Source organism: Arthrobacter sp. 01T425, assembly GCF_056398725.1.
The window spans coordinates 195800-214623 of sequence record NZ_JBFTPY010000001.1; the positions used below are offsets into that span (position 1 = coordinate 195800).

The following is an 18824-nucleotide window of genomic DNA, read 5'->3' on the forward strand; positions in this document are numbered from 1 at the left end:
GCCGGTCCTACTTGTAGACGCGGACCCAGTCGACCTGCATCTGTGAAGGCTTGGTGGCCGACCCGTCGGGGAACCAGTCCAGCTGAAGTGTCTGGTGCATGCCCACGGAGGGCAGGTGCGCGGGGTTCGTGTCGGAGAAGGTCTTGACGCCGTCGATGTAACCGGTGATGCCGGCCGGGGTCCACTCCACTGCGTAGTTGTGCCACTGGGTGGTGTCGATCGTCTTGGCCGCCGTGGTCTGGAAGTTCGAGCCGCCGCAGGCATAGTGCAGGAAGAACTTGATCTGTGCGGTGTTGGTGCTGCCCTCGGCGTAGTCGATCTCGGCGCAGTTGGGGGAGGTGTTGTTGTTGGGCCACAGGATCAGCACGGGGTGGTACTCCGGGTCCCGGGCGCTGGTCCGCATGCGCGTCTCCCACTTGCCGTATTTCTGCTGGGCAAATTTAGCCGACATGCCGCCCGTGGTGCCGGCCGAGTCGCCGCTGACTGTGGCCACGCCATTGGCAACCGACCAGGCCTGCGGGCTCCTGACACCCTTGCCGGCATGTCCGGATCCCTTGAAGACGCTCCACTTGGTGGAGTCGGGGGCGCCGGCCTTGGAGAACTCGTCACCCGCGACAACCGAACCCCAGCCCCGTGCCGTGGCGGCCTGGGAACCGTCGCCGGTCGCGGCGACGGCAGCCTGGGCAGCGACGGGCGCCGTTACCGCCGTCGGCGCCGGAGCGGCTGCCGCTTGGGCGCCAGCCGCAGGCGCGACCGGCGCGGCGGCCCGTGCAGGTGCCGCATCGGTTCCGGGAGCCGCAGGTGCACCGGTGGTGCCGGTGGCAGGCTTGGGGGCCGAGGGGACCGCCGGGTTCGGCGCTGCGGCCACCGAGGCTGGGGCCTTCGCGGCAGGATGCGCGGCCTGGGTTGCCGCCGGGGACGTGGAGCCCGCAGCAGAATGCGCGGCCCCGGTGGCCGGTGAAACGGCTGCGGCGCCCGTCGTGGGACCGGCGCTGCAGCCGGTCAGGGACAGTGCGCCCAGGCTCAGCACAATCGCTACTTTGTTGAGCTGTGGTGCAGTGGAGCGTGCCTTCGGCCGTGCATCTTTGAACGTTGATTTATTGAACAGCGGTGTTTTCTTGAACAACGGACCCCTCCGGGCTTTCGTGGCTGGCACGCACAACCGACGCTGCCTGGGCGGCGGATAATGCGGGAAGTTTCATCCGGCCCCTGCCGCAAGGCATGGGCGAGCAGACGCCGAACGGCGCAACGGGGCCCTGCAAAGGGGCGGTCCGGGGCCCTGCATTCGGGCCGGGCCTCACGGCCAGCCGCCAACGTTACCGGACCGTTACCTCAGCCCGCAAACCTCCCGGATCCGGGACGTTCCGCATGCCGCCTCCGCCCGGGGTGCCGCGCTACACGCAGCTGGGCTGATACGCCGGGTTGCCCGGGCGGCCGGCCGGCTGACCAAGAGCGTCGGACACGAGACGCTGGGTGACGGGGTCGTTGGGCGCCTGGTCATGGTCAATCACATCTGCCGGGCACTTGTCCTGGATGGTGATATTGGTGACCTGCTGGGCCGGGCCGGCGAGGAACTGGCTGGGGTAGGGCGTCACCACCTCGTCGTGCGTCGTGGAGATCACCGTGTAGGCCGGACCAGGAACCGTGTCGCCAATGGAGTTGAGCTCGGTGAGGAATGGTGAACCTGCCTGCTGGTCGGCGCAGGCCTGGCAATTCGACCCTCCCACTGAGGTGGCCGGCGGAACGGCGTCCGGTGTCGGCGTGATGAGCCCGCGGGTTCCGTGGTTGGACGGGGCGATGCCCACAAGGTGGTTCACCTTGTCCGCGCCTCCAAGGAAACCGAGGTAGTAGCGCGGCATCATGCCGCCCTGGCTGTGGCCCACGAGATCAATTTTCCTGGCACCGGTCGAGGCCAGTACCTTGTCGACAAACGGGGCGAGCTGACGGGCTGAGTCTGCCACCGGGCCCGTGGCGTCGACGCCGTTGGTCGCACCGTAGTTCAGCGCGAAGACGCAGTAGCCCTGGCTCTTTAGCGCCGGCGACATCGTCGCCCAGTTCTTCGCCATGTTTTCGAAGGTTCCCGGCACCAGGACCACCGGGTAGGGGTGGGCTGCCGAGGGCTTGCAGGACCAGTCATTCGCGCCGGGCGGCGAAACGTCAACGGTGTCGGCCTGGGCCGCCGGCACACCCATCAGGGATGCGCCGAGCAGCGCCAAGGTCGCAGCGGCCAGGGTTGCGAGTGCTGCGGGCGTTTTCGGGTGTGGCACGGATTACCTCTTCGGTTGGACGCGTCATCTGTGACGGTCTGTGGAAATGGAAGTGAGGTAGGGGATCAGCCCCCGCTGTGATCCGACTCACGTCTCTCAATTCACGCTAGGGAAGGTGCTCCGCGGATCGCTCCAACATGCACGTTTGTGCATGCATTTTTCGACGCCGCTGGTGCCAGGTGGGGTTGCGTGGAGAGACTGCTGCACAGTTGTGCAGGTAGGGGCATGCCGCCCGCCGTCGCCCCCGGTCACCTCACTCTCCGGTCACCTCACTTCTCCGGTCACCTCACTCTCCGGGCGGAAAATCATAGGAGGCCTGGATCGTCGCCGGCGCGGTGCCGTAGGACAGGACGATCTCGTCGTGCGCCTTGAACGGGAGGTCCCGGATCCCGGCGTCGAACTTCCGGCCGTTCACGTAAACGGTCCAGCCATCCAGCGAACCCCCACCGGTGCCGGGGGCGCCGTTGCCACCGAGGACGCCCCACTCCGTCAGGAGCTGCCCGAGGGTGAAGACCTGGCCGGCGGTAGGGGACTCGATGTGGACCACGCCCGTGGTGTCGTGGGTGTGCAGGGCTGAGATGCCGTTGGCCCTTTGGTCAGCTCCGGTGGTGATGCCGATATTGGCCGGCACCGCGATGGGCTTGCCGTCCTTCAGTACGTCCAGATGTGCGTGATAGTGGTCCACGTTGCCCTCCGCCGTCAGCACCGTGAGGCCGGCCTGGGCGATCCGGCCGGGCGCCCCCGTGATGTCTAATGCGAAATCAGGGGCCGGCGCCGCGGATGCCGCAGGTGACTCGGGCGACGGTGCGGTAGATGGCGCAGGGGCAGCGCACCCTGCCACCCCCAGCGTCATGGCGGAAAGTGCGATGGCGAGTGTCAGCTTGGTGTGCATGGTTGCGTAAACCGCTTTCGATCGGAGGCTTGCCAGTTCAGTCTAGGCAGATGGTCCGGGCCCACCGCCCAGGACGGCTTGGCACCGCGTTTCCGCCGCGAGCCGCGAGGGGAAAGAATGGACAGGTGAGTGATGCCGGCGAATTCATCGACCTCTCGCTGCAGCGCGAAGCTTCCTGGCGCCGCGCTGAGCAGCTTCAGGCGCGGCTGGAAACGGAGCCGGCGGGCAGCGGCCTCCGGTTCTACGGCACGTCCGTGGGCGCCGTGCGCGGCACGGTCCGGGATGCCGGCCGCCGCTATCCCGGGCTGTCCCGCGATGAGGTCACTGCGCTGAGTTCCGAACTGTGGGGCTCCGCGCTCGGAGGCTCCGGCCCGGGGGCCGCGCCGGTTTTCGAGCGCCGGCTGGCCGCCGTGGTCCTGCTGCAGGCCAACGTGAAGCTGCTGACCAACTCGGACCTCACCCGGCTGGAGGGCTTCATCCGGCAGGCGCGGGTGCGGGACCTTGTGGATCCGCTCGCCGTCGACGTCGTCGGGCCCCTGGTGGACGGACTCGATGTTCTGGCCAGGGTGCGGGCCGACAGCGTGCTGGACCGGTGGGTGCGCGAGCCCGATGCCTGGCTGCGCCGGGCCGCGCTTCTCTCGCCGTTGCTGGCGCTGCGCGCGGGCGCGGGGGACTGGGACAGGTTCCTCCGGCACGCCAACGAGGTGCTCGGCGAGCCGGGCGGGACGTTCGACGCCGACGGCACAGCAGTCCGGGATGCCGTCTCCCGGGTCCAGGCAGAGATGGCAAAGTGGAGGCCGGAGCTGCAATTCACGTCAATTGGAGAATGACCCTCCGAAATTTCGCCGCCGGCTCGGCTTTGGCCCAGGCATTTAGACATTCGGACTGTCAGGCCTTCGGCCCCCCCGGATCGCCCTGCCCAACGGCGCTGCCGGAATTTCCGGACTTGCCGCCGGCATTTGCCGGGACCGCGAAAGTCCTCGCCGCCCGTGACCCGGCGACGGCGCCCGCGGCTATGGTGACCAGCGCTCCCACCAGCAGGGCCGCGGCCTCGCCCGGGAGCAGGACCTGAAGCTGCGTGCCGATGCTCGCCGCAGCCACCGGTACGCCAAGCTGGGCCGCCGACAACACCCCGAGCGACAGCGGGAGTCCCAGGAAAGCCAGGTCGGCGTGGGCCAGCAGGGCCCCGGCCCCCAGCAACAGGCCGAGGGCCATCATGTCCGGGTGCCCGGCCAGGTCCCTTAGCGTCAGCGATGCACCCAGCCACACGAAGAAGAGCGGACCCAGGAAGCCGTCGCTGAGCGCGAACAGTTGCCGGGCCAGCCGCCGCGGTTCGCCGACCGCAGCCATCACCAGGCCGAAAGAAAAGCCCGCCATCATCACAGACACATTGCTCCACGTCGCGACACCGGCCAGGGTGAAGAGCACGGCCAGCTGGATCCGTAGCTCCAGGGCAAACTTGCGGCTTTCCGAGAGCCGGTGCACGCGCCGGCGGATTCCCTGGCGCTCCAGCCAGCGCAAGCCGACAAAGAGCACTACCGCGCACCCGGTCACCGCGAGGACACCCAGCGCCGCCTGGACTGCGTGGGGCGGATCCACCAGGAGCGGCAACGCCACAATGCAGGCTGTGTCGGCTATTGCCACCTGCGCTGTCATAGCGACGACATCTGGCCCGCCGAGGCGCAGGGAATCGACGATTGGAAGCACCAGGGCGGCCGACGAGGAGGCCAGCAGCACGACGTAGAGGGGAGCATGTCCAGTCCCGAACAGCAGTCCGATGCCGGTTCCGATCACCACCGCTGCCGCTGCGGCCACCATCGCCCGGCGGGAGCCTTTGCCGAGGGCGCCACGGATGTGCGGATCCCGCACGGGAACGTGGGTGCCTGCCACGAACATCATCAGCGCAAACCCGATATTGGCCAGCAGGGTGAACGTGGGGTCCGCGGGGTCCACCAGGGCCAGGCCTGAGCGCCCGATCGCGATGCCGGCCAGCAGCTCACCCAGCATGACAGGCAAGTGCCAGCGCGCCGGCAGGGCCAGCAGGGGGCCAGCCAAGGCGATGACGGCGATCAGCGCCAGCGACAGGAAGGTCACGGTTCGCGGCGGCCGGCCGGCGCCGGGCCTGACCGCCGTTCCACCACCGCATAGGCCTTGCCGTCCAGGAAAGCCCAGTCGTTGACAACCATGTACCCGAGCGCGTCCACCCGGTCATTAAGGATGTGCTCGTCGAAACCCCCGTCGCGCGGTTCCGCGTCCCATGTGCTCACGTGGACGTCCCCGCCGTCGAGGATCAGCAGCTCGGTGTTGACGTCGAAATCCTCTTGGGGCTGAGTGCTCAACTGGCAGATGGCGACACAATGGCTGTTCATTTTCGGGCCTCCGCTTCCGGTGGTGCTGATGGCATCATCCTATGTTCGGAAACGGCGCCGCCCTATGGGCAAATTGCGGCCCGGCATCACGGCTCCGTTACCTGAATGTGACTTTCGGGTGCGGTTCGCGCTACGGTTGATGAGTGCCTGTTGTCTCCGATACGGGCGCTCCCCAGCCGATTGCCTAACTCTGCCGCGGCCCGGGGGTAACTCGCATCAACGTCCGGCAGAGACGGGGAAACCACTTTTGATCTGCTGATATGCAGGTCTTGGGGTGAAGCCGCACAGTGCCCGCAACGACGGGCCCGGGAGTGCGGCCGGGTGCCTCCCATCCGAATCCGACAGCTCACCTCGCAGGCATTGGGAGAGGCTACATTTTTCATGACTTCAGTCAATACTTTTGCGCGCCATGCCGCCGTCCTCGCCGCCGCATCCGGCCTGGTCCTGACCAGCGGAATGGCCGCCAACGCCGCCACCGCCCCCGTGCAGCGTGACTCTGCTCCGGCGTCGAACGTCGACGTCACCGGACAGGTCAGTGCCCCCGTCAGCGCCGATTCAAGCGTCAAGATCAGCTTCGAGCGCCCCGCAGTGGATTCTGTTGCCGCGCCGGTCATCGAACAGCCCGTCGCACCGGCTCCGGCTCCCGCTGCAGCCCCGGCGGCAGCGCCCAAGGCTCCGGCCAAGCCGGTCATCCAGGTGCAGGCCGCTCCGGCAGCAGCTCCGGCAGCAGCGCCGGCCGCGGCGCCCGCGGGCGGACGCAACGCCATCATGCTCTCGGCCGCCTACAGCCAGGTGGGCATCACCCAGGACTGCACCGCCATGGTGGAAAAGGCCCTTGGCGCCGCGGGTAAGCCCGTTGGCGACATCGGTCCCCGCGCGTTCCTTGGCCTTGGAACCGTTGTGGCGACGCCGCAGCCCGGTGACATGGTGGTCCAGTCCGGCCACGTCGGCATCTACGCCGGCAACGGCCAGGTGGTCAGTGGCGGCATGAACGGCAAGAACCAGACCATGGTCCACCCGCTGTCCTGGCTCACCGCGACCGGCGGCGTGACGTTCGTCCGCGCCTAAGCCGCACGGCCCCGACCCGGGGCCAGACAGTCCGGAAAGACCGGCGCTCGAGTTCCCTTGGGGGCAACTCGACCGCCGGTCTTTCCTGTCTCCGCATTCGGGAGTCCGGGATCCCGATGGCTGATCTTTCCCCGGCGGATGGACCTCAGGGATTCCCGCTGCCCATGAGCGGAAGCATCAACTTCATGACGGTTCCCTCGTCGCCCGTCGCGGCCACCTCGACGGTGCCCCCGGCCGCGACAGCAATCTCCCGGACCAGGGCCAGGCCGATGCCAAAGCTCCGCTGTCCCTGTGAGGTGCCGGTGCCGGCCGTCCGCACGAACCGGTCAAAGATCCGGGCCTGATCGACGCCGGTGATTCCGGTCCCGGAGTCCGCCACCGTGATCACGGCGCGCTTCTGCTCGATTGAGGTCGTGATGGACACGCGGCCGCCCGGAGGCGTGTGGGCCAGCGCGTTGTCCGCCAGGGCCAGCACGGCACGCCGCAGCGCATTCTTCTCGATCCGGGCCAGCGGCCGGGCATCGGCAGAGAATTCCAGACGCACCTGGCGCTGCTCTGCCACCTGCTGGAGGCTGCCGGCGACGCTGGCGGCAGCGTCGGCGAGGTCGGCAGGGGGCGCGGAACGGTCCGGGGCCTCCGCGGTTGCCGCGAGGAGCAGTTCGTTGACAATCCCTGTCAGCGTCGCGGCGTCCTCCCGGATCCGGGCCAGGTCGTGGCTTTGCCTGGAGCCGGGCACAGTGTTGCGCTGGGCCAGCTGGATCCTGGTGTCCAGGATGGTCAATGGCGTGCGCAATTCGTGGCTGGCATCCTGGACAAAACGCCGCTCCCTTGCCAGGGCATCACTGAGGGGACGAATCGCGCTGCGCGCACTGAGCCACCCGACGATTCCGGCCAGCAGGATTCCCGCCACCCCGGCGATGATCATGGCTTCGAGGACGTCTTTGGAATCCAGGTAGGTGTAGGCCGTCCCGGCCGCCGCCGAGCCCGGCACTTCAGGATGGGCCAGTTGGTTCGTGAGGTACAGCGCCGTGGCGGCGAGCAGCCCGAGAACCATGACCGCGCACGCAGCACTGATCCGCACCGCGACCTTGAGGGAAGCCTTGCGCAGGATGGAGTGGTCCGGATTTCCGCCGGCCGGCCGGCCGTCACTCATGGGCTTCACCGATCTGGTATCCGAGGCCGTGCACCGTGCGGATCACAGCTTTGGAGATCTTCCGGCGCAGGTGATGAACATAGGTATCGATCACGCCGGGCTGCTCCGAGGCGTGGAAGCACGCCGCGAGGAGCTCATCCCGGGTGAAGACGCGGTCCGGTTCCGCGGCCAGGGCAGCCAGCAGCTGGCCTTCCTTTGCGGTCAGTGACACCGTTTGCCCGTAGACGGAACGGACGGAGCGCTGCGTTGGATCCAGTTCCCAGTCCCCGATCGCCACCGGTGCCGGGGCCGGGGGAGTGAAAGTCCGCGTCAGTGCGCGCAGGCGTGCTGCCAGTTCGCCGGCGTCGAACGGCTTGGTCACGTAATCGTTGGCTCCGGCGTCCAGGCCCCTGACTTTTTCGTCGGCATCGCCCAGCGCGGTCAGGATCAGGATGGGCGTGGCAATGCCTTTCGACCGCAAAGCCGTAATGAGGGCGATGCCGTCCATGCCGGGCAGCCCGCGGTCCACCACCATGACGTCCCAGCTCCCGGTCAGTCCCTGGTGGAGGCCGTCGCGGCCGTTGGTGACCAACTGGACCCGGTAGTCCGGGTCCAGGAGCTCGGCGATGAGCGGTCCCAGGACGGCGTCGTCCTCGACGAGCAGCAGGGACGGAAGGTCAGCGGAGGTCATGTCAGCTATTCTTCCGCGGCCATTTCCTCAGTCCGCAGTCCGGCCCCGGGTTCTTCTGCCGTGTCGCCGGCGGCTTTGTCTGCGGCTGCGGCTGCGCCGCGGGAGTTCCGGCGGCGTTTGAGGAGCTGCACCACCCCCGGCACGACGGAGACGAGCACCATGGCCACGACGATGGCGTCGATGTTCCTGGCGATGATGTCAAAGTGCCCCAGCCAGGTGCCAAGCATCGTCACGGAGGCTGCCCACGCGACGGCGCCGATGATATTCCACAGGGTAAAGGATTTGTAGTCATAGCGCGCGGTCCCGGCGGTCAGCGGAGCAAACGTCCGGACCATGGGGACGAAGCGGGCCAGCACGACGGCGGCCCCGCCGTGGCGGCGGAAGAAGTCCTCCGTGGTGGTCAGGTGCGCTGTCTTCAGGATCCGGGCGTCGTCCTTGAACCATCGCCGGCCAAATTTCCGTCCGAGCATGTAACCGACCTGGTCCCCGGCGACCGCGGCCGCGGTGACGACGCCGATCAGCACAGGCAACGTCAGTTGCAGCTGCTGGTGCAGAAGTCCTGCTGTGAACAACAGGGAGTCGCCGGGCAGGAAGGGAAAGAGCACGCCCGACTCGATGAAGACCATCACCGCGATCACACCCAGGGCGGCCGGGCCCAACCCGGCGAGCAGGCTTGCCGGGTCCAGCAGGGACAGTGTTGCGGCGGCGTGGACGGCCGGAAGGGCGGCAAAAACGTCCATGGCGGGCATTCTCATTTCTCCTCACTGCCCAGCGGCCGGCTGCCCGAACGGGCCCGAATCCGCTCCGCTATCCGCGGCGCGAGAAGGTTCCACAGTCCCGCGAGCAGGACCACGGCCGCGCTCGAGGCCAGGAACGACGCCGCGACATCAGTGGGGTAGTGAACGCCGATGTACAGCCGTGACCAGGCTACGACGAGGGCCATCACGGCCGCCGCGAGGGCCGTGACCTTGGCCCAGCGGGTTCCACGGGCCAGGAAGTACACTGCGAATCCCAGTGCCACCGCAAAGGACACGTGGCCGCTCGGGAAGCTGTTGGAACCCGTTTCCGGAGCCAGGGGATCGAACAGCAGGGCAGGGCTGGGCCGCTGGCGGGCCACGAGGAGCTTGAAGAATTCACTTGCCACCCAGCCGGATGATGCCACGAGGCCGAAGGCAATCGCCTTGGCCAGGCCGCCGCGGAACAGCCAGATGTACAGCGCCGCGGCGCCGATCAGCGCGAGGCCCGCCACCGGGCCAAACACAACATTCAGCGCCATCGCGACGGCGGTCAGGGCGGCGGCGTGGTGCTGGCTCAGGTCCTGATCGACCCCGAGTTCGGCGGCACTGAAGCCGGGTGTCAGCTGCGCCGCCAGGCCCAATGCCACGACGGCGGCCGACAGCAGGACGCCCAGCACTAACCAGTGGCGGACCTGGGGGAGCGCCCACAGCCGGGGACCCGCGGCGGGGCGCACGGCGTCGGGACGGCTTGGTGCTCCACTTCGGCTGAGTGCTCCGGCACCGCCCAGCGGCGCATCGCTCTTAACAGGGGCAGGTCCAGTCATGGGATCCTCCGGCTCGGGACAAGGGCGCCCGGACAGGCGACGACTCCCACTCTTCCGCCAGCCCGTTAAGAAACGCTTAAGAAAGTGACGCGGCGCCGGCCGCAGCGCCGGCCGCAGCGCCGGCCGCAGCGGGGTGCCGCAGGCCCGGCTGCTCCGTGCCGGCTACGCGGCGTAGCGCAACAGCGCCACCCCGTTGCCGAAGGCGCGCGTCTCCAGCAGCCGGAGCTGGGCTTTGCTGTCCGCAGCCTTGAACAGGGGCCGGCCCTGTCCGATCAGGACCGGATGGACGTACAGCCAGTATTCGTCGATCAGCCCGAGCCGCCGGAAGGTGTCGGCCAGGTCTGCCCCGCCGAGGGCCAGGTCCCCGCCCGGCCGCTCTTTCAGGGCCAGCACTTCTTCCGGCACCACATCCCGGACCACGGTGGTGTTCCAGGCGGCAGTTGTCAGCGTCCGCGAGTACACGATCTTGGGCATGTCCCGCCAGATCCGGGCGAACTCGGCCATCACTGCGCCGGCGGCCGGGTCCTGGTCCGCGGTGGGCCAGAACCCTTCCATCAGCTCGTAAGTGACGCGGCCGTCAAGGAAGGCACCCATGGTGCTGAGCTGTTGGTTGAAATGGCGGTGCAGCTCGTCGTCGACCATGTGCCAGCTGATGTCGCGGTCCGGGCCCTCGAAGAATCCGTCGAGGGACACCTGCATGGCCAGGATGATTTTGCGCATCGCCGCTCCTTACGTTTTGACCAGCGTACGCCGCTGCTTCGGATGGCAGACCCACATTTTCCCGGAGCCGTGCCCTTGCGCGGGAAGCCGCCAGCGGGAAGAATGCTGGTCCATGGCCCCACCGCGGTCAGTCACCTTCGGGGAAGAATGATGCCTGCGAACGATTCGAACAACAGCACGGGGCCGGTCCCGAAGCCTGAGGCGGCCCCGCGGCACTACCGCTCCGGCGGGCGCCGGGCCAACGACGGTTCCCGGCCCGGTCTGCGGTCCCGCGCCCGGCGTGAGGGGAGGACCCGGCGACAGTATCTGACGGCGGCCGCCGTCGCACTGGCCCTCGTGGCTGCCGGCGTCTATGCAGGCGTCCAGGCGGCGCTACCCGTTGACCCGCCGGCCGCCGCAGCGACGCCGACGGCGCCGGTCACGGATGCCGGCCGGACCGTTCCGCCGGCATCTGACCTGCCCGCAACTGCTTCGCCAACAACTGCTTCGCCCGCGGCCGGCGCCGTCCCGGCGGCCGCCGGGAAGCCCGCTGAGATCCCCGCCGTGCCTGCCGTCGCGGTCCCGGCCATTGACCCGGAACTGGACAGCCAGATCAACGGGATCATCGCGGCCAACAGTGCCTATGCCCTGGGGGTGTCCTTGATCGATGTCTCCGACGGCGTGGTCCACGGCTACGGGATCCAGGACAAGTTTGTGGCCGCCAGCACGGCAAAAATTCTGGCCGCGTCGGCGTATTACCACCTCGTTGAGACCGGCCGCGCCTCGCTGACCGCCCCCATGGGCAACTCGACTGCCGGCACCCAGATCCGCCGGATGGTCCAGCAGAGCAACAACGATTCGTGGGCGCTGATCCTGCGGGCGGTCGGTGCGCGGGGCATCACGGATTACGCCGCCTCGATCGGGATCACCTACGACCGCACGGTCAACCTGCTGACGCCCGCAGAAATGGCCAGGACCCTCCAGCTGCTCTACACGGGACGGCTGCTCAATGCCCGCAACACCGCCCAGCTCCTGTCCTATATGCAGAACACCAACTTTGAGACACTGATCCCGCCGGCGGTTCCGCCCGGGGTAGGGGTTCACCACAAGTACGGGCTGCTGTTCGGAAACCTGCATGACGCGTCCGTCCTGGACAAGGACGGCCGGGCCTTCGTGTTCGTCGTGTACACCCGCGGCAGGAATTACTCCGATATGGGCCCCCGCACCCAGATCATTCAGCAGCTCACCCGGACCGTGACCGCCGCCCTGTTCTGATGGTTGAGGTTCTGACGCCTGCCGCTGTTAGACGGACACCGGCCCGTCGGCAGCGCGCTCCCTCTCCCTGGTCTTCCTGGACTTGGCGAACCGGAGATAGAGCGAGGGCACGATGAACAGATTGAGCAGGGTGGAGGTGACCAGGCCGCCCAGGATAACCACGGCCATGGGGTGTTCAATTTCATGGCCCGGGATGTTGCCCATGACAACCAGGGGTACCAGGGCAAGCCCGGTGGCCAGGGTGGTCATGAGGATGGGCGAGAGCCGCTCCGCCGCCCCGCGCATCACCAGGTCGCGGCCGAAGGTTTGGCCTTCATAGGTTTCCAGATGCTGGCAGTGGTTGATCAGCAGGATGCCGTTGCGCGCGGCGATCCCCATCACCGTGAGGAAGCCAACGAGGGACCCGAGGGACAGGACGCCGCCGGTCATGTAGGCGGCTATGACCCCGCCCACCAGGGCGACTGGCAGCGTCAGCAGCGACAGGACGGCCAGCCGCCAGCTGCGGAAGGACGCCTGCAGCAGCAGGAGGATCAGGACAAGGGCCGCCGCGGAGTAGATCATCAGGCGGTTCGTTGCCGCCTCGCGCTCGGTGTATTCGCCGAGAAGCTGCACGCTGTATCCTGCTGGCAGGTCCAAGTTCTCCAGCCGCGACTTCAGCTCGCCGGCTACGGTTCCCAAGTCCGCTCCCTGGGCCAGGAAGGATCCCACCTCGACGCGGCGGGATCCGTTGGTGCGGTCAATCTGGTTCGGCGTCGCCTGCAGGCTCACGTCGGCGACGTCGGCGAGGCGAACCCGCGCTCCGCTGGGCGTATCGATGGGCAGATCCTCGATGGCGGTGACGGACGAGCGGGTGGCCGGGGTGCTCCAGACCTGGACGTCGTAGGCCCGGCCGTCCCGGAAGACGTCGCCGACCTCCTCGCCTGCCACGAGTGTCGCGGCCGCACGCCGGACATCTCCCGGTTTGAGGCCGTACTTCTGCGCCGCGGCCAGGTCAACCGTCACGGCGATCTGGGGGACTTCCACCTCGAGGGAAACATGCGGGTTCTCGGTGCCCTCGATCGAGTCCATGATGGTCTTGACCCGTTGCGCCTGTTCCCGGAGCACGTTGAGGTCGTCTCCGTAGACCCGGACCAGGATGGGTTCGCTGGCGCCGGTGATGACCTCTTCAATCCGCTCCTTCAGATAGGTCTGGACGTCACGGTGCAGCCCCGGGTAACCCTTGACCACTTCCTCCACGGCGGCCACCGTCTCGTCGTAGTCGGCGTGGCGGTCGATGCTGATCCAGTGTTCGCCGGCATTGACACCGACGATTTCGTCCGCGGCGAATGCCTGCCCGATGTGCGTGCCGCAGTTCAGGACGCCGGGGACCTTGAGGAATTCCTCACAGCCGCGCTGGGAGATCCTGAACTCTTCCGCGGCAGAGGTTCCCGGTTCCGAGATCCAGTGCATCAGGAAGTCCCGTTCCTTGAACGTGGGGAACAGGGACGAGCCCATCAGGGGAGCGAGGAGCAAGCCCACGACGGCAAGCACGCCAAAGCCTGCGTAGCCGAACCGGGGCCGGTTCATGGCCTTGGACAGGGCGGCGTGGTAGCCGCGTTTGAGCACACGGACCAGCGGCGCATCGCGTTCTTTCAGTTTGGCGTTGCCCAGCAGAATCAGGGCAAGGGCCGGCGTCACTGTCAGCGCCACGAACATGGAGGCCAGGACAGCCAGGGTGTAGGAGACGGCCAACGGCCGGAAGAAGACGCCGGTCAGCCCGTCCAGGAAAAAGATCGGTACGGCGGCGACCACAATGATCAGGGTCGCGTAGACGATCGGGCTCCGCATCTCCAGGGAGGCTTTCAAAACCACCGATGCCGCAGATTCGTCACTGCCCTGGGCGCGTCGCTGCCGAAGCCGGCGCATGATGTTCTCGACGTCGATGATCGCATCATCGACCACGACGCCCACGGCTATGACCAGCCCCGCGAGGACCATCGTGTTGATCGCACTGGAGGTGAAATAGAGCACCAGTGCGGCGGTGAGCAGGGACAACGGAATTGCGACGATGCTGATCAGGGCCGTGCGCCACTGGAAGAGGAACGCCACGAGGATCATGACCACCAGCAGGCAGCCCAGCAGCAGCGCGATGCTGAGGTTGGAGATCGCCTCCTCAACGAAGCTGGCCGGGCGGAAGATCGTGGTGTCGAAGTTGATACCGCTCAGGCCCGGCTGCAGCTCGTGGAGGGCCTCCTCCACGCCTTTGGTCACGTCGAGTGTGTTGCCCCAGGGCAGCTTCTCGACGATCAGCATGAGCCCGTGCCCGTTGTTGATCACGGCGTCACCAATGAGCGGCTGATGGTCCTCGACAACCTGGGCAACGTCGCCCAGGTGCAGCGCCACGCCGTCCTTTTCCCGAATGGTCACCTGGGCCAGATCGGCGGGGGTCTGGATCGGCTGGACGTGACGGACCCCCATCCTTTGGGTGGGACTGTCAATGAAGCCGCCGGTGCCGATGAAGCGTCCGGGCGAGTATTTCAGCAGCCCGGCGTCGAGGGCGCCGGCGGTGACTTCCATGACCTGGTTGAGGGAGACGTTCTGGGCCTTGAGCTTGTCAGGTTCCACCTGGACCTGCAGCATCTGGAGCCGCTCGCCCCAGATGGCCACGTTGGCCACCCCGGGGACCCGCAGCAGCCGGGCCCGGATGGTCCAGTAGGACAGCATAGACATTTCGATGAGCGAATGTTCCGACGACGTCATCCCGATCTTCATCACGCGGCTGGTCGCGGACAGCGGCTGCAGCATCACCGGCGGGGCGGCCCACGTCGGCAGCGCCGCAGTCACCGAAGCCATCCGTTCCGAGACGAGCTGACGGGCGTTGAGCAGGTCAGTGCCCTGATGGAAGAGCAGCACGATCGAGGACAGCTGGGGTACGGACTTGGACCGAATCTCGTCCAGGCCCGGCATGCCGCTCACGGCGGCCTCGATCGGCACGCTGACGAGTTCTTCGACTTCCTGGGCGGTCAACCCGAGGCACGCGGTCTGGATTTCCACGCGTGGCGGGGCAAACTCCGGGAAGACGTCCACGGACGCGGAACCCAACTGCAGGGAACCGAGCAGCATCACGGCACACGCGAGGGCGACAACAACCGTCTTGAAACGGAGGCTGATCCCGATGAGCCAGCGCATGTCACTCGGCCGTATCGAATTCGGTGCCGAGAAGTTCCTCGGCCCCTGTCGTGACAACCACGGTCCCTGCCGGCGGCCCGTCCGTCAGGACGGCGACGTCGCCGTTGATGCGCTGGACGGTGATGGACTGGCGGACGTAGACCTGGGGCTCGGGGTTGGTGTAGACCCATGCGTTGCCCGAGCTGTCGTAGAGTATGGCCCCGTAGGGGACGGTGAGCTTCCCGGTCTTGGGATCTACGGCAATCACAGCTGTCGCGATCCCGACCCGTTCAATGGCGTGCTCGGTGAGGGTGAGCCGGTGAAGGTCCGTGCCGGGGACTTCAGCGATAGCCGCCGGTTCGCCTTCGGACGGTGCGGCCTCCGGCGCCTGGGCGCAACCTGTGGCGGAGAGAGCGGTGAACGCCGTCACGAACAGCGCAAGGATGAAAACCGCGACCTTGTGGCCCCGCGGCGAAAGTGTGGAGTTCACGACGCATCCTGGCTTTCAGTTGGTGCTGCGGTGCCCTGACCGGTCCGCGCGCCGGGTGCTTGCTTCGGCTCGAACCGAAGCAGCACAGCGGGCACAACAAACAGGGTGAAGAAAGTTGTTGTCAGCAGGCCGCCCCAGACGATCACGGCTAGCGGCAGGATAATTTCCGTTCCGACGACGCCGCCCAGAAGGACCAGGGGCAAAAGCGCCAGGGCCGTGATCACGGTGGACAGCAGGACGGGTCCCAGTCTCTCCTTGGTTCCGCGGACCACCAGCGCAGGCCAGGGCGCCGAAGCATCTGTTGCCCGTAAATCCCGGACCTGGCCCGTCAGCAGGAGTGTGCCGCGCACGGCGATCCCCAGCACAGCGGCGAAGGCGACCAGGGCCACCAGCGAGTTGACCCCGCCCGTGGCCTGGGCGGCCAGCACACCGCCGGACAGTGCCAGGATCAGGCCCAGGAAGAGCGGGCCGGCGAGCCGCCAGCTCCCCGTCGCCGTCTGCAGCAGAACCAGGATGCCGGCCGCGGCAACCGCCGCGAGCAGCCAGAGCCACTGGTAATTGTTCTGCTGCTGGGCGTATTGGGTGAGGATCTCGGCGTGATAGGAAATCGGGAACTGCATCTGCTGCAGGGCCGTGTTGATGTCTCCTTCGATGTCGCCCAGCGGACGGCCCTGGATGTCGGCCTTCACATCGATGCGCCGCGAGGTGTCGTCGTGCAGGATCACGGACTCGTTCCCGACCATGGTCACCTGCGCGACGTCGCCGAGGCGGGCGTGCCCGCCGTTGGGGGTGTCAATGATCAGGTTGCGGACGCTGTCCAGGCTGCTGCGGGTGGCCGCATTCCCCTTCACGATGACAGAGAAGACCTTCTGCTGTTCGTACAGGTTGCCGACTTCGATGCCTTGCAGCAGGGCGGCAGCCGCGCGCCGTACATCACCGGGGACGACGCCGGCTTTTTGGGCCGCGGCGAGGTCCACTCTGACCTCGGCGATCGGCTGTTCGGGGGGCAGGTCGACGTGGGGATTAACGACGCCGGCTGTGTGCTCCAGGATTGTTTGGACCTCCGCCGCCTTCTGCCGCAGGACTGTCGGGTCCAGGCCAAAGACCCGGACGGCAAAGCCGCTATCGGCTTCTTCGCGGATCCGGTCGATGCGTTGTTGCGGGTAGGTGGAAATTTTGCTGGTCAGGCCCGCGTAGCCTGCGATCACGCGGTCGACGGCGGCGGCCGTGTCCGGGTAGGACGCGTCCGGGGCCACGGTCACCCACAGCTCGCCGGAGCTGACGTCACCGACCTGATCCGAAGTGATCGCGCGCCCGACGTGTCCTCCGACATTGGCCACGCCCGGGACGGTGCGCAGTTCTACGGCAGCAGCCTCGGTGATCCGGCTCATTTCCTGGTCCGAGGTGCCTGCTATCGCGCTCCAGTGCACCACCAGCGTCTTGTCCGCCAGCACCGGCACCACAGGACGGGTCCCGGCCAGCTGGGGTGCGAGCGCCAGTCCGGCCACCGCCAGCACCGCCGCGGCTGCGAATACCCACCGCGTCTTTTGCGTCAGCCGCGTCACGGTCCGGCCGTAGGCGCCTTGCAGCCGCGCCAGGGAACGCCGTTCCGGCGCCTTGGAACCGACCGGAAGGACGAACGCCAGTGCCGCCGTGACCGTGAGCGCCACGATCATCGAGACAACCAGGGCCAGCAGATAGCTCTGGACCAGGGGTCCGAACAGGGCGCCGTTCTCACCGGAAATAAAGAGCGCGGGCATGACGGCCAGCGCCATAATCAGCAGCGAGTAGAGCATTGGCGTGCGGGCTGCCCGCAGGGCGCCCGGGATCACGGAGTCGCGTCGGCGCTCGTCCTGTGACTGGTCCTGGCCGGCCTCCGTCCCGCCGTCGGCAGTTTCGTGGCCGGACCTGGCCGCGGCGCTGCGTGCCCGCGCGATGCCGTTCAGGTCTTCCGCGACGTCGCCTACGATGACGGCCAGGGCAAGCACCATGCCGGCCAGGACCATGGTGTTCATCCCGGTGCCACGCAGATCGAGCACCAGCGCTGACGCGGTCAGCGATACGGGAATCGTGATCAGGGTGATCAGGGCCGTGCGCCAGGAACGGAAGAAAGCGCCAAACAGGGCAACGATCAGCAGCAGCGCGATCAGCGCAGCGACGCCGAGCGTCCCGACCTCTTCGTCGATAAAGGAGGCCTGCCGGTAGACGCTGGTATCGATCACGACTCCGGGCAAGCCGGGCTGGAGCTCCCGGAGGACCTCGTCAACGCCCCGGGTCACGTCCATCGTGTTGGTCTCCGGGAACTTTTCGATGACCAGCAGCAACTCGGCTTCATTGCTGAGCAGGGCGTCGCCGATCAGAGGCTGGTGGTCGGTTGCCACCGTTGCCACGTCTTTGAGCAGGAGATTGCCGGCCGGACCTTGGACAGGAACCTGGCCCAGGTCTTCCGGCGTGGTGATCGGCAGGACATGCTGGACGCCGATCCGCTGGTGGCCCGTCTCGAAGAAACCGCCGGTGCCCGGTGTGGATGCTTCCAGGTAGCTAAGTGGCGAAACCCACACGGAGTTGCCGGTCGTCTTGATGATTTCGTCCAGCGTGACGCCCTTGGCTTCGAGCTGTGCCGGGTCCACCAGGACTTGAAGCTGCTGGTCGCGCTGGCCCCAGATCGCCACGTTCGCGACGCCGGGAACGGCAAGGAGTCCGGGCTTCATGGTCCAGCGGGCCAGCACGGACATGTCGATGGCGGACATGTTTTTGGACGTTAGCCGGACCATCATGACCCGGCTGGTCGAGGACAGCGGCTGCATGAGCACTGGAGCCGCCGAAACATTCGGCAGTGCACGCGCCTGGGTCAGCCGTTCCGAGACGAGCTGGCGTGCCCGCAAAATGTCGGTCCCCGGCTTGAAAACCATCTGGATCGACGAAAGGCCGGGCACGGATTTTGACCGGATGGCTTCAACCCAGGCCACCCCGTTCAGCAGGTCGGCCTCCATGGGCGAGGTGACGAGTTGCTCAACCTCGGCGGCCGAGAGTCCCAGGGCTTCAGTCTGGATCTCTACCTGCGGCGGGGCGAATTCCGGAAAGGCGTCCACGGACATGCCCGGCAGGTTGGTGAGCCCGAGGGCCAGGATTCCCGCCGCGGCGGCCAGGACCAAGAGCCGGAACTGCAGCGTCCAGCGCACGATTGCACTCATCATGGCCGGTACCCCGCTGGCTCCACCGTGGTGCACGGG

At 67.3% G+C, this 18824-nt stretch carries 16 protein-coding genes and 1 riboswitch; of the genes, 3 read left to right on the forward strand and 13 right to left on the reverse strand.

What is annotated here, in order from left to right:
* Window positions 1-7: 7 nt before the first annotated feature.
* From AC1DNG_RS00970 to AC1DNG_RS00980, 3 genes are all read right to left on the reverse strand, one after another.
* Window positions 8-1126: a glycoside hydrolase family 16 protein gene (locus AC1DNG_RS00970; RefSeq protein ID WP_476886423.1), complete on the reverse strand. Its 1119-nt coding sequence runs from the start codon at window positions 1124-1126 to the stop codon at window positions 8-10.
* Between the two features lie 268 nt (window positions 1127-1394).
* Entirely contained in the window at window positions 1395-2192 is a 798-nt protein-coding gene (locus AC1DNG_RS00975; RefSeq protein WP_476886663.1) for an esterase/lipase family protein, read from the reverse strand.
* A 361-nt stretch (window positions 2193-2553) separates the two neighbouring features.
* A complete protein-coding gene (locus tag AC1DNG_RS00980; protein ID WP_476886424.1) occupies window positions 2554-3159 on the reverse strand; it encodes a hypothetical protein in 606 nt (201 codons plus the stop codon).
* Between the two features lie 125 nt (window positions 3160-3284).
* Between AC1DNG_RS00980 and AC1DNG_RS00985 the strand changes: the two genes are divergently transcribed.
* Window positions 3285-3989 carry a DNA alkylation repair protein gene (locus AC1DNG_RS00985; protein WP_230009211.1) on the forward strand — a complete coding sequence of 235 codons (705 nt, stop codon included), beginning with the start codon at window positions 3285-3287 and terminating at the stop codon, window positions 3987-3989.
* A 58-nt stretch (window positions 3990-4047) separates the two neighbouring features.
* On the opposite strand, the gene AC1DNG_RS00990 is transcribed toward AC1DNG_RS00985, so the two are convergent.
* Together AC1DNG_RS00990 and AC1DNG_RS00995 are read right to left on the reverse strand one after the other, a co-directional pair.
* Entirely contained in the window at window positions 4048-5253 is a 1206-nt protein-coding gene (locus AC1DNG_RS00990) for a cation:proton antiporter (protein WP_476850048.1), read from the reverse strand.
* A complete protein-coding gene (locus AC1DNG_RS00995; RefSeq protein ID WP_223916806.1) occupies window positions 5250-5498 on the reverse strand; it encodes a hypothetical protein in 249 nt (82 codons plus the stop codon). Before AC1DNG_RS00995 ends, AC1DNG_RS00990 begins: the two co-directional genes overlap by 4 nt.
* 201 nt (window positions 5499-5699) lie before the next feature.
* Window positions 5700-5902: riboswitch (cyclic di-AMP (ydaO/yuaA leader) on the forward strand.
* Window positions 5903-5909: 7 nt separating this feature from the next.
* Between AC1DNG_RS00995 and AC1DNG_RS01000 the strand changes: the two genes are divergently transcribed.
* Window positions 5910-6596, forward strand: coding sequence for a hypothetical protein (locus tag AC1DNG_RS01000; protein WP_476850047.1), 687 nt, complete (start codon window positions 5910-5912; stop codon window positions 6594-6596).
* Between the two features lie 145 nt (window positions 6597-6741).
* Here AC1DNG_RS01000 and AC1DNG_RS01005 read toward each other — a convergent pair whose 3' ends face one another.
* The 5 genes from AC1DNG_RS01005 to AC1DNG_RS01025 all read right to left on the reverse strand — a co-directional run bounded on the left by AC1DNG_RS01005 (window position 6742) and on the right by AC1DNG_RS01025 (window position 10700).
* Window positions 6742-7749 (reverse strand): sensor histidine kinase, encoded by a 1008-nt coding sequence (locus AC1DNG_RS01005; protein ID WP_476886664.1) that lies wholly within the window; start codon window positions 7747-7749, stop codon window positions 6742-6744.
* Window positions 7742-8419: a response regulator transcription factor gene (locus tag AC1DNG_RS01010; protein WP_476886425.1), complete on the reverse strand. Its 678-nt coding sequence runs from the start codon at window positions 8417-8419 to the stop codon at window positions 7742-7744. Before AC1DNG_RS01010 ends, AC1DNG_RS01005 begins: the two co-directional genes overlap by 8 nt.
* A 5-nt stretch (window positions 8420-8424) precedes the next feature.
* Window positions 8425-9168: a DedA family protein gene (locus AC1DNG_RS01015; RefSeq protein ID WP_476886665.1), complete on the reverse strand. Its 744-nt coding sequence runs from the start codon at window positions 9166-9168 to the stop codon at window positions 8425-8427.
* Between the two features lie 2 nt (window positions 9169-9170).
* A complete protein-coding gene (locus AC1DNG_RS01020) occupies window positions 9171-9980 on the reverse strand; it encodes a phosphatase PAP2 family protein (protein ID WP_476858377.1) in 810 nt (269 codons plus the stop codon).
* Window positions 9981-10142: 162 nt separating this feature from the next.
* Window positions 10143-10700 carry a dihydrofolate reductase family protein gene (locus AC1DNG_RS01025; protein ID WP_476886426.1) on the reverse strand — a complete coding sequence of 186 codons (558 nt, stop codon included), beginning with the start codon at window positions 10698-10700 and terminating at the stop codon, window positions 10143-10145.
* 147 nt (window positions 10701-10847) lie between these two features.
* On the opposite strand from AC1DNG_RS01025, the gene AC1DNG_RS01030 reads away from it, so the two are divergent.
* Window positions 10848-11954 carry a serine hydrolase gene (locus tag AC1DNG_RS01030; RefSeq protein ID WP_476886427.1) on the forward strand — a complete coding sequence of 369 codons (1107 nt, stop codon included), beginning with the start codon at window positions 10848-10850 and terminating at the stop codon, window positions 11952-11954.
* Between the two features lie 27 nt (window positions 11955-11981).
* Here AC1DNG_RS01030 and AC1DNG_RS01035 read toward each other — a convergent pair whose 3' ends face one another.
* From AC1DNG_RS01035 to AC1DNG_RS01045, 3 genes are read right to left on the reverse strand one after another with little or no spacing between them, the layout of a single operon-like run.
* Window positions 11982-15122, reverse strand: coding sequence for an efflux RND transporter permease subunit (locus AC1DNG_RS01035; protein ID WP_476886428.1), 3141 nt, complete (start codon window positions 15120-15122; stop codon window positions 11982-11984).
* 1 nt (window position 15123) lies between these two features.
* On the reverse strand, window positions 15124-15591 hold the full coding sequence (locus AC1DNG_RS01040; RefSeq protein ID WP_476871642.1) for a hypothetical protein: 468 nt from the start codon (window positions 15589-15591) through the stop codon (window positions 15124-15126).
* Window positions 15588-18788, reverse strand: coding sequence for an efflux RND transporter permease subunit (locus AC1DNG_RS01045; protein WP_476886429.1), 3201 nt, complete (start codon window positions 18786-18788; stop codon window positions 15588-15590). The genes AC1DNG_RS01040 and AC1DNG_RS01045 overlap by 4 nt, the downstream gene beginning before the upstream one ends.
* Window positions 18789-18824: the final 36 nt, after the last annotated feature.

Excerpts from the sequence above, each read along its gene's own strand:
- AC1DNG_RS00975 (WP_476886663.1), bottom strand. The coding sequence starts at position 2,192 with ATGGGTGTGCCGGCGGCCCAGGCCGACACCGTTGACGTTTCGCCGCCC.
- AC1DNG_RS00980 (WP_476886424.1), bottom strand. The coding sequence starts at position 3,159 with ATGCACACCAAGCTGACACTCGCCATCGCACTTTCCGCCATGACGCTG.
- AC1DNG_RS01000 (WP_476850047.1), top strand. The coding sequence starts at position 5,910 with ATGACTTCAGTCAATACTTTTGCGCGCCATGCCGCCGTCCTCGCCGCC.
- AC1DNG_RS01005 (WP_476886664.1), bottom strand. The coding sequence starts at position 7,749 with ATGAGTGACGGCCGGCCGGCCGGCGGAAATCCGGACCACTCCATCCTG.
- AC1DNG_RS01010 (WP_476886425.1), bottom strand. The coding sequence starts at position 8,419 with ATGACCTCCGCTGACCTTCCGTCCCTGCTGCTCGTCGAGGACGACGCC.
- AC1DNG_RS01015 (WP_476886665.1), bottom strand. The coding sequence starts at position 9,168 with ATGCCCGCCATGGACGTTTTTGCCGCCCTTCCGGCCGTCCACGCCGCC.
- AC1DNG_RS01020 (WP_476858377.1), bottom strand. The coding sequence starts at position 9,980 with ATGACTGGACCTGCCCCTGTTAAGAGCGATGCGCCGCTGGGCGGTGCC.
- AC1DNG_RS01025 (WP_476886426.1), bottom strand. The coding sequence starts at position 10,700 with ATGCGCAAAATCATCCTGGCCATGCAGGTGTCCCTCGACGGATTCTTC.
- AC1DNG_RS01030 (WP_476886427.1), top strand. The coding sequence starts at position 10,848 with ATGATGCCTGCGAACGATTCGAACAACAGCACGGGGCCGGTCCCGAAG.
- AC1DNG_RS01035 (WP_476886428.1), bottom strand. The coding sequence starts at position 15,122 with ATGCGCTGGCTCATCGGGATCAGCCTCCGTTTCAAGACGGTTGTTGTC.
- AC1DNG_RS01045 (WP_476886429.1), bottom strand. The coding sequence starts at position 18,788 with ATGATGAGTGCAATCGTGCGCTGGACGCTGCAGTTCCGGCTCTTGGTC.